This is a genomic window from Acidovorax sp. (assembly GCF_046341535.1).
Classification (GTDB): Bacteria; Pseudomonadota; Gammaproteobacteria; order Burkholderiales; family Burkholderiaceae_C; genus Acidovorax.
Genome location: NZ_JBKDRI010000037.1, coordinates 1 through 5,281 on the forward strand (window position 1 = coordinate 1; position 5,281 = coordinate 5,281).

Annotated in this window: 3 protein-coding genes; 2 read left to right on the forward strand and 1 reads right to left on the reverse strand. The window is 66.5% G+C overall.

The features are described from left to right. The first annotated feature begins 135 nt into the window (after positions 1-135). A complete protein-coding gene (gene pdeM / locus ACK543_RS02400) occupies positions 136-882 on the forward strand; it encodes a ligase-associated DNA damage response endonuclease PdeM (protein WP_409941275.1) in 747 nt (248 codons plus the stop codon). 269 nt (positions 883-1,151) lie between these two features. Then, the gene (locus ACK543_RS02405; RefSeq protein ID WP_409941273.1) at positions 1,152-3,386 is read left to right on the forward strand and encodes an NADP-dependent isocitrate dehydrogenase; all 2,235 of its coding nucleotides are present in this window, start codon (positions 1,152-1,154) and stop codon (positions 3,384-3,386) included. A 232-nt stretch (positions 3,387-3,618) separates the two neighbouring features. Here ACK543_RS02405 and ACK543_RS02410 read toward each other — a convergent pair whose 3' ends face one another. Next, a complete protein-coding gene (locus tag ACK543_RS02410; RefSeq protein ID WP_409941274.1) occupies positions 3,619-5,052 on the reverse strand; it encodes a hypothetical protein in 1,434 nt (477 codons plus the stop codon). Positions 5,053-5,281: the final 229 nt, after the last annotated feature.

Consider the following 5,281-nt stretch of genomic DNA (forward strand, 5'->3'; position numbering starts at 1 on the left):
GCATGGCGCTCCAAAAGCGGTGCTGGCAAGTGCATAGCGCTGTCACCCCCAAGGTGAGGATGCGAAAACACGCAAGGCCCGCGTTCACGCGGTGTGCGGCAAGATGACAAGCGGTCAACTGCCGTTTTTAGGATGATGCAACCCGTGACGACAGCCGCCCTGCCTGACCTCCCACCCTGCGGTGCGCCTGCCGCCGCAGCACCGCCCGTGCCGGGCGCGCAGCCGATCGCGCTGCCCTGCGGCACCGCCTTGTGGCTGCTGCCCCAGCGCGCCGTGTGGTGGCCGGCTCAATGCATGGTGCTGGTGGCCGATGTGCACTTTGGCAAGGCGGCCACGTTCCGCCGCGCGGGCCAGCCCGTGCCGCATGGCACCACGGGCGACAACCTGGCGCGGCTGGATGCACTGCTGCAGGTCACCGGGGCGCGGCACCTGGTCTTTCTGGGCGACTTTTTGCACGCCCGCAGCGGTGCCGCCGAAGCGCTGTGGCAACAACTTGTGCCCTGGCGCAATCGACATGCCGCCGTGCACATGACGCTGGTGCGCGGCAACCACGACGCGCACGCGGGCGACCCGCCCGCCGCGCTGGGCATCGCCCTGGTCAACGAGCCCTGGGCCCCCGTGCCAGGCGCAGCGCTGCGGGCCTGCCATCACCCGCAAACCACCGATGGCGCCACCGTGCTGGCGGGCCACCTGCACCCCACCGTGACGCTGCGCGGCCTGGCCCGCGACCGGCTGCGACTGCCCTGCTTTGCCTGGAGCCCTGGCCTGTTGGTGCTGCCAGCGTTTGGGGCGTTCACCGGCGCATCGGGCCTGCCGCCCGCACCGGATACCCTGTGTTTTGCCGTGGCGGGCGACCGCGTGCAGGGGCTGCCCCCGGCGTGAGGATGCCCGCGCCGCAGGGCCGCTGGGGGTTGGGGCAGAGGCCCGGAAGCGAAAAATTTTGATCCCGCAGCACGGCAAATTTTGCATTGCGAGATTCGATTGCGAAAACGCCGTGCCAAGACAGCCCCGAGCAAGCAGAATCGTGGAGCATTTGCCCGGGGAACCGCTGCACGCATCAGCGCACACGAACCGCTTGATTCGTGCAGAGGCTCCCAAGCCCCGCTGCGACCCGTTCGGGGCCTTTACAAACTCTGTTCGTGAGACAAGCCATGACGACCCAGCAACCCACCATCATCTACACACTGACCGACGAGGCGCCTCGCCTGGCCACGGCTTCGTTCCTGCCCATCATTCGCACGTTTGCAGCGCCCGCCGGCATCCACGTGACCGAAAGTGACATCTCCGTGGCAGCGCGGGTGCTGGGAGAGTTTCCGGACTACCTCACCGAAGAACAGCGCGCTCCCAACACCCTGGCCGAGCTGGGCAAGAAGACGCTGGAGCGCGACGCCAACATCATCAAGCTGCCCAACATCTCTGCGTCCGTCGCCCAGCTCAAGGCAGCGATTGCCGAGCTGCAGGCCAAGGGCTATGCGCTGCCCAGCTACCCGGACCAGCCCAAGGACGACCAGGAAAAAGACATCAAGGCCCGCTACGGCAAGTGCATCGGCTCGGCCGTGAACCCCGTGCTGCGCGAGGGCAACTCGGACCGCCGCGCTCCCAAGGCCGTCAAGGAATACGCCCGCAAGAACCCGCACAGCATGGCCGAGTGGAGCCAGGCATCACGCTCGCATGTCTCGCACATGCACGCCGGCGATTTCTACCACGGCGAAAAGTCCATGACGCTGGACAAGGCCCGCGACGTGAAGATGGAGCTGATCACCAAGAGCGGCAAAACCATCATCTTGAAGCCCAAGGTCAGCCTGCTCGACCGCGAAGTGATCGACAGCATGTTCATGAGCAAGAAGGCCCTGCTCGATTTTTATGAACGGGAAATCGAAGACGCGCGCAAGACCGGCGTGATGTTCTCGCTGCACGTCAAGGCCACCATGATGAAGGTCTCGCACCCCATCGTGTTCGGCCACTGCGTGAAGATCTTCTACAAGGACGCATTCGCCAAGCACGCCAAGACCTTTGAGGAACTGGGCGTGAACGTGAACAACGGCATGGTGGACCTGTATTCCAAGATCGAGAACCTGCCGCAAAGCCTGCGCGATGAAATCAAGCGTGACCTGCACGCCTGCCACGAGCACCGCCCCGAGCTGGCCATGGTGGACTCGGCCAAGGGCATCACCAACTTCCACTCGCCCAACGACATCATCGTGGACGCCTCCATGCCCGCCATGATTCGTAACGGCGGCAAGATGTGGGGCGCCGATGGCCGCCTCAAGGACGTCAAAGCCGTGATGCCCGAATCGACCTTTGCCCGCATCTACCAGGAGATGATCAACTTCTGCAAATGGCACGGCGCGTTCGACCCCAGGACCATGGGCACGGTGCCCAACGTGGGCCTGATGGCCCAGCAGGCCGAGGAATACGGCAGCCACGACAAGACTTTCGAGATCACCGAAGACGGCGTGGCCAACATCACCGACCTGGCCACCGGCGAGGTGCTGCTCAGCCAGAACGTGGAAGCTGGCGACATCTGGCGCATGTGCCAGGTCAAGGACGCCGCGATCCGCGACTGGGTCAAGCTGGCCGTCAACCGCGCCCGCAATTCCGGCATGCCCGTGGTGTTCTGGCTCGACCAGTTCCGCCCGCATGAGGCGCAGCTGATCACCAAGGTCAAGATGTACCTGCACGAGCACAACACCGTGGGCCTGGACATCCAGATCATGAGCCAGGTGCGGGCCATGCGCTACACGCTGGAACGCGTGATCCGCGGCCTGGACACCATCAGCGCCACGGGCAACATTCTGCGCGACTACCTGACCGACCTGTTCCCCATCATGGAGCTGGGCACCTCGGCCAAGATGCTGTCCATCGTGCCCCTGATGGCCGGTGGCGGCATGTACGAAACCGGCGCGGGTGGCTCGGCCCCCAAGCATGTGCAGCAACTGGTGGAAGAAAACCACCTGCGCTGGGATTCGCTGGGCGAGTTCCTGGCGCTGGCCGTGTCGCTGGAAGACCTGGGGCTCAAGACAGGTAACGCCAAAGCCAAGCTGCTGGCCAAGACGCTGGATGCCGCCACGGGCAAGCTGCTGGACAACAACAAGAACCCCAGCCCCAAGACCGGCCAACTCGACAACCGTGGCAGCCAGTTCTACCTGGCGCTGTACTGGGCGCAGGAACTGGCCGCGCAGACCGACGACGCCGCGCTGGCAGCCCAGTTTGCGCCGCTGGCCAAGCAACTGACGGCCAACGAGCAAACCATCGTGGCCGAGCTGGCCGCCGTGCAGGGCCAGCCCGCCGACATTGGTGGCTACTACCTGCCTGACGTGGCCAAACTCGATGCCGTGATGCGCCCCAGCGCCACGCTGAACAAGGCGCTGGCCTCGGTGAAGTAGCCAAGCCGCTGCGCGCCAGTGACCAGCAGGCATTATTCAGGGCACTTACGCGCGTGGTTCTAAGGCGAGCAGCTATTAAATCAGTAGCGCTCTTGTTTCCAGAGGCCCTGCACTTCAGCGGGGCCTTTGTGCGTTTGGTGCGGTTTGGGCCTCTGGTTGGGGGTCGCTCCCAGCGCCTGTTGGCGGTCTCGCGGGGCGTTGCCGGGACATCGCCCGCCAGCCCTCACGGTCGTCAGGGCCGGTCGCGGTCTGGCACGCGCGTGCTCAGGGCGGCGGGCACATAGCCCGGCATAAACGCGCACCCCTTGCCGTACCTGGCTTCCAACGCCACGCAGTCGCTCGCGATGCCCTGGGGCGTGGGCTTGGTGCCCTCGTCCACCCAGCGCAGCAGGGCGTTGATGAGCGTGGGGTAGGTCGGGTCACTCAGGTAGCTGTGCGTGCCGTGCCGCGTGAAGGTCTGCACCAGGCGGTTGCCGCTTCCGCCCTGCTCCATGGTCGCCTTGAACTGTGCATCCAGCTCGACAAAGGCCGTCGGGTCATCCACCCCCTTGACGGTGAGCACCGGCACGGGAATGCTGCCCGTGGGGTCGGTGTCGTGCGCGAAGCGCGCCACGGCCTGCGGGTCGGCCCGGTAGCGCAGCACGGCCGCGTTGAGCGCCGCATCGTCTGCCGAGCCCTGGTAGACGACGCCCTGATTGCCAAACGGGCTCGCGCCCCCTGTGCGGTACTGCACCACATCCCGAAAGTGGAAGGTGGCCCAGTTCATGTGGCCCTGGATGGAACTGGCCGGGATGCGGACCACATTGACGATGGTCTGCACCTTGCGCTGCTGCTCGGGCGTGCGCTCAGACGCGGGCTTGTCCAGGCCCAGGCACTCGTTCACGCGGGCGGTCAGGTCGGCCTGCGTCATGGCGGCATCCGCGGGCAGGCCGATGTGGAGCGGGTACTGCACCTCGGCGGGCCGGGGGTGGTTGTGGCATAGATGCTGGTAGACCACGCGCAGGTCGGTGCGGAAGTCGTACGAACGCGTGCCGCCCGCCAGCACGCCGCTGGTAAGCAAGACGGCGTCGTAAGGGCGCTTGCCGTCGGCGGTGCGCCGAAACATCTCGGCACCCTTGGCGGCCACGCCAGCGCCCCACGACTGGCCGTGCAGGATGGTGCGCTGCGGCCTGGCCACATGCTGCTCGAAGATCTGGCGCAGGCGTTCGGTGTCCTCGGCCGCGGCGCGCACCTCCACGCCGCCCTGGCGGAAGGTGCTGCCCGCCCAGGCATAACCGGCGCGCACCATGATCTGCCAGCGCTCGAGGTCCTCCACCGCACGCTCAACCTTGGGCGCGCCCAGCGTTGGGCCACCGTGGGCATGCAGCACCAGGTGCCCATTCCAGCCGTGGGGCACGGCGATCAGATAGAAGGCGCCCGCACTGTCCTGGCCCGACAGGCATCGCGCGATGGCCGCCACCGCGCCCGGGCAGGGGGACGCCGCCGGTGCCGCCTGGGCCGGTACCGCTGGGGCCGTCGCAGTGGCCGGTGACGGGCGAGCGACGGGCGATGGCGATGGCAGCGATGCGCAGCCGGCCAGGAGGCCGGCCACTGCCGCCACGAACACGGCCAGCGCTGGGGGCCTGGCGTGCAGGGGGCGGGATGTGAACATCGGGACTTCAGACATGGTTCAGCCTCCTGCGGCGGGGATCACTGCAACACCGCAACGTGTTTTCTGGCGGACACCGCAGCAGGCGGCCGGGCCCGACCGGATCAGCCTAAAAACGGCAGTTGGATGCATTTGCCAGCGCTGCTGTTGGGGTGCCAGGCAAGGCGCGACGACGCGGCAGGCTCGTGCCTGCAAGGAGGAGCAACACCGCATGGCGCTCCAAAAGCGGTGCTGGCAAGTGCATAGC

What these genes read in the sequence shown, in the direction of transcription:
- pdeM (WP_409941275.1), top strand. Translation starts at nt 136, where the DNA reads ATGCAACCCGTGACGACAGCCGCCCTGCCTGACCTCCCACCCTGCGGT.
- ACK543_RS02405 (WP_409941273.1), top strand. Translation starts at nt 1,152, where the DNA reads ATGACGACCCAGCAACCCACCATCATCTACACACTGACCGACGAGGCG.
- ACK543_RS02410 (WP_409941274.1), bottom strand. Translation starts at nt 5,052, where the DNA reads ATGTCTGAAGTCCCGATGTTCACATCCCGCCCCCTGCACGCCAGGCCC.